At 61.5% G+C, this 3895-nt stretch carries 4 protein-coding genes; 2 read left to right on the top strand and 2 right to left on the bottom strand.

Going from position 1 to position 3895, the window contains the following annotated elements; genetic code table 11:
• The coding region (locus tag ACTJGZ_RS10535) for an FUSC family protein (RefSeq protein ID WP_441662878.1) at window positions 1–733 on the top strand (733 nt) is incomplete at its 5' end.
• Between the two features lie 135 nt (window positions 734–868).
• Here the strand turns inward: ACTJGZ_RS10535 and catB are convergent.
• Both catB and ACTJGZ_RS10525 read right to left on the bottom strand, forming a co-directional pair.
• Entirely contained in the window at window positions 869–1504 is a 636-nt protein-coding gene (catB, locus tag ACTJGZ_RS10530) for a type B chloramphenicol O-acetyltransferase (protein WP_441662877.1), read from the bottom strand.
• Window positions 1505–1570: 66 nt separating this feature from the next.
• Window positions 1571–1936, bottom strand: a complete 366-nt coding sequence (locus ACTJGZ_RS10525) for a nuclear transport factor 2 family protein (protein WP_441662876.1) — start codon at window positions 1934–1936, stop codon at window positions 1571–1573.
• A gap of 341 nt (window positions 1937–2277) precedes the next feature.
• Between ACTJGZ_RS10525 and ACTJGZ_RS10520 the strand changes: the two genes are divergently transcribed.
• Entirely contained in the window at window positions 2278–3726 is a 1449-nt protein-coding gene (locus ACTJGZ_RS10520) for an NAD-dependent succinate-semialdehyde dehydrogenase (RefSeq protein WP_441662875.1), read from the top strand.
• Window positions 3727–3895: the final 169 nt, after the last annotated feature.

Here is a 3895-nt window from a genome sequence, read left to right as displayed (position 1 = left end):
AGCGGTTGGCGCGCTGATTTTTGCTCTGGTGCCCAAGGGGCTGGCCATGGTTTGCGTGCTGGCGGTGCTGGCGGCTTTGTTGCCGTGGGCTGTGTTGCGTTCCTACGGGTTTGCGACCTTCTGCGCCACGATTGTGGTGCTGATTCTGCTGGATGAAATTGCCCCTGGCGCGAGCAATATCGACTATGGATTGGCGCGGCTGCTCGATACGCTGTGGGGCGGCGCCATTATTCTGATCTTCGGTTATTTTCTCTGGCCGCGTACTCATGCGCATGCGTTGGCGTCAGGGTTTCAGGATGCGCGGGAAAAGTTGTCGTGCTATTTGCTGGCGCTTGCGCCGGCGGCAGATGGCAGTGCGGGCACGGGCAGCCAGTCGGCGGCCCGGCGTCAGGTCTATGTCGCCCTGGCCAAGATGCGGGGGCAATTGCAGAATGCTTTGCAGGAACCGCCGCCGGCCGGGCCCGAGGCGGCAGCATGGTTTCCGCTGGTCACGAGTGCTGAGCAGTTATGCGACGATATCAGTGCCTGGGCGATCAAGCATGAGGTGGGTCAGGCGGCTCAGGCCGAGACCCTGAAGCAGCTGGCTGCTTGGGTGTCTGGCGAGGCGCACAGCGCCGAGGATCTGTTGGCCACAGAGAACGAGCAGGCCGATATCCTGATGGGCCTGGGCGCCACAGTGCGCGAGTGGCTGGCGCAGGTGAACCGGCTGACCGAGCCTCAGGCAAAGGCATAAGGCTTTATGCCGGACATTGCTCCGGTAATAGCCGCAGCTATCGCCGCGCTTATTCCCACCGCTGCCACTGCCACTGCGGTTACCACCTCGGTTACTGCCTCGACTACCACCTCGGTTACTGTCTCGGTTATTACATTAACCGCTGACTTCCTTGCGCCAGTATTGATGCAAACCGGCAATGTCAGCCGAGCATAGCAGTGGCATGGCTGCCTTGATATGTTCCAGCGGCCAGTCCCACCATTGCATTTCCAGCAGCATCGCAATTTCCTGATCAGGAAAGCGCATCTTGATTGTTTTGGCCGGGTTGCCGCCGATGATGGCATATGGCGCAACGTCTTTGGTGACCAGCGCGCGGCTGCCGATGACAGCGCCGTGGCCGACGGTGATGCCGGGGAGAATCATGGCTTCCGCGCCTATCCAGACATCATTGCCGATGACGGTGTCGCCTGCGGCCTGGTAGGCATTGCTGGCCTGGGCGAAAGCGGCTTCTTCCTGCATGAAGAAGAAGGGAAAAGAGGAAACCCAGTCGTAACGATGCCCCTGGTTGCCAGCCATGATGAAACTGGCGCCTGTGCCTACCGAGCAGAAGCTGCCGATGATGAGTTTGTCAACATCATCGCGGTCTGGCATCAGGTAGCGGGCGCAGTCATCGAAGGAGTGGCCATGGTAATAGCCGGAGTAATAGCTGTAGCGTCCCACACGAATATTGGGATTGGTGATTTGTTCGCTCAGCAATTTGCCGCGAAACGGGCTGTCGAAGTAAGCGGGCACGGGGGTCCTTGCTAGGTTTTTGGGGCAGGCGCGGCGGCCTGGACACCAGAGAGGGGGCGGGCGCTATCAGGGCTGATATGGGGTGCCCTGATGAAACCGCAACACCCAGACATCGTCCTGGCGCGACCAGAGCGAGCTGCGGTTCGCATACTGCAAGCGGCCGTCCGTGCCGGTGACGACGCTGTCGTACACCAGCTGGATCAGCCCTTCCGCCAGTTCACGCAATTGCATATTGAGCAAGTTCGCCTGGATGGGCGGGCCGCTCTGCATGATGCAGTCAGCGCGAGGGTAGATGTTGCCGGAGCGCCCGAATTCAAAAAAATCCGCTGCGAAGTGGCGTTGCTGAAAGGCGGGGTCGTAGCGGGTATCAGCGTGCCAGAGCGCCTGTTCCAATGCCAGCAGTTCTGCCGTAGGTGCTGTGTGGTGGTTCATGGCACGGATTCGGTTAGGGGCGAGAGCGATTAGCATATCATTGGCGCAGCAGTGCCGTGGGCGCGCATGCCCGGGATGGCTGTTGTGAAAAACCCCTGGGTGCGGGCGCTGTTTTTTTCTGTCTGCCTGGGCGATACCGTCTGTCTTGGGTTAGGCTATTGAAGCTTGTCCCATAAATTTTCCTGTTACGCGTCAGGAGTGCTGCCAGAGGGATGAGGGCAGCGCCAAATGGGGCTGGAGTGATGCCAAAGGAGACTCCGGCTGCCGTGGCGCGTAGCAAGGATCCCGGGCCTGGCGGCCTGGATTCAAATACCAACCAAGACAAAGATTGGAGAGCACGCATGTCGCAAGTCGAAACTTCGTATCCCTCAACCCAGTTGCTGATTGCCAATCAGTGGCGTGATGCGGCCGATGGCCGCCGCCTGGATGTGCGCAATCCCGCAACCGGCCAGGTCATTGGCCAAGTGGCGCATGCCAGCAAGGCGGATCTGGACCAGGCGCTGGCTGCGGCGCAGAAGGGTTTCGAGGTGTGGCGCCGCACACCGGCACAGGAGCGTGCCGCCGTGATGCGGCGTGCGGCCGGTTTGCTGCGCGAGCGGGCTGACCGTATTGCCGCCTTGATGACGCAAGAGCAAGGCAAGCCGCTGGCGGAAGCCCGGATTGAAACGCTTTCCGCCGCGGGAATTATTGAATGGTTTGCCGAAGAAGGTTGCCGTGTGTACGGGCGCATCGTGCCTTCGCGCCACATGGCTGCCCAGCAGCAGGTGCTGAAAGAGCCGATTGGCCCGGTGGCTGCCTTCACCCCCTGGAATTTTCCGATCAACCAGGTGGTGCGCAAGCTGTGCGGCGCATTGAGCACGGGTTGCTCCATTCTGGTCAAGGCGCCTGAGGAAACACCGGCATCCCCGGCAGAGCTGGTGCGCGCCTTTGTGGATGCGGGCGTGCCTGAAGGCGTGGTGGGCCTGGTGTATGGGGATCCTGCCGAAATTTCGTCGTATCTGATTCCGCATCCGGTGATCCGCAAGATCACGTTTACGGGTTCGACGGCCGTGGGCAAGCAATTGGCGGCCCTGGCGGGCGCGCACATGAAACGCGCGACCATGGAACTGGGCGGGCACGCGCCGGTGATTGTGGCGGAAGATGCCGATGTTGCGCAGGCCGTCAAGGCAATAGGCGGGGCGAAATTCCGCAATGCCGGGCAGGTATGTATTTCGCCGACCCGCTTTCTGGTGCAGAGCAGCATCAAGGCGGAATTCACGCAGGAACTGGTGCGTTATGCCGAGAGCCTGAAGGTCGGTAACGGCCTGGCTGCGGATACAACGCTGGGGCCTTTGGCCAATCCGCGCCGTCTGGATGCCATGCAGAAAGTGGTAGAAAGTGCCGTGGCGTCAGGCGCGACGCTGGCGACCGGCGGCAAGCGCTTGGGTGAGGCAGGCAACTTCTTTGCCCCAACGGTGCTGGATGATGTGCCGCTGGCAGCGCCGGTTTTCAATGAAGAGCCCTTCGGCCCGGTGGCGGCGGTGCGCGCATTCGATCGGATCGAGGATGCCATTGCCGAAGCCAACCGTTTGCCCTTCGGATTGGCCGCTTATGCCTTTACCAGCTCGCTGCGCAATCTGCGGCTGCTGTCGCAAGGGGTGGAAGTCGGGATGCTGTGGGTGAATCAGCCGGCCGCGCCCTGGCCTGAGCTGCCCTTCGGCGGCATCAAGGACTCCGGCTATGGATCGGAAGGCGGCCCGGAAGCGCTGGAAGCCTATCTGAATACCAAGCTGGTGTCGGTCATGTCGTAAGGGGGGGGCCATAAACGGGATGCCATAAACGGGCATGCCGTAAGCATGCCCGCCGCTGTCAGCCAGGCTCGCATCGCGCGGGCCTGGCTGGCAGCGGGTGCCCGCAGGCTGGGACGGCGGTGGCGTGGCGTCAGCGTTCCAGCCGTACCTCGAAATAGGCTTCACATTC

It is taken from the genome of Kerstersia sp. (assembly GCF_052103615.1).
Lineage (GTDB): Bacteria > Pseudomonadota > Gammaproteobacteria > Burkholderiales > Burkholderiaceae_B > Kerstersia.
Note: the sequence above shows the minus strand (reverse complement) of the source record. Positions and strands in the feature narration are given on the sequence as shown.

Excerpts from the sequence above, each read along its gene's own strand:
- ACTJGZ_RS10525 (WP_441662876.1), bottom strand. The coding sequence starts at position 1,936 with ATGAACCACCACACAGCACCTACGGCAGAACTGCTGGCATTGGAACAG.
- ACTJGZ_RS10520 (WP_441662875.1), top strand. The coding sequence starts at position 2,278 with ATGTCGCAAGTCGAAACTTCGTATCCCTCAACCCAGTTGCTGATTGCC.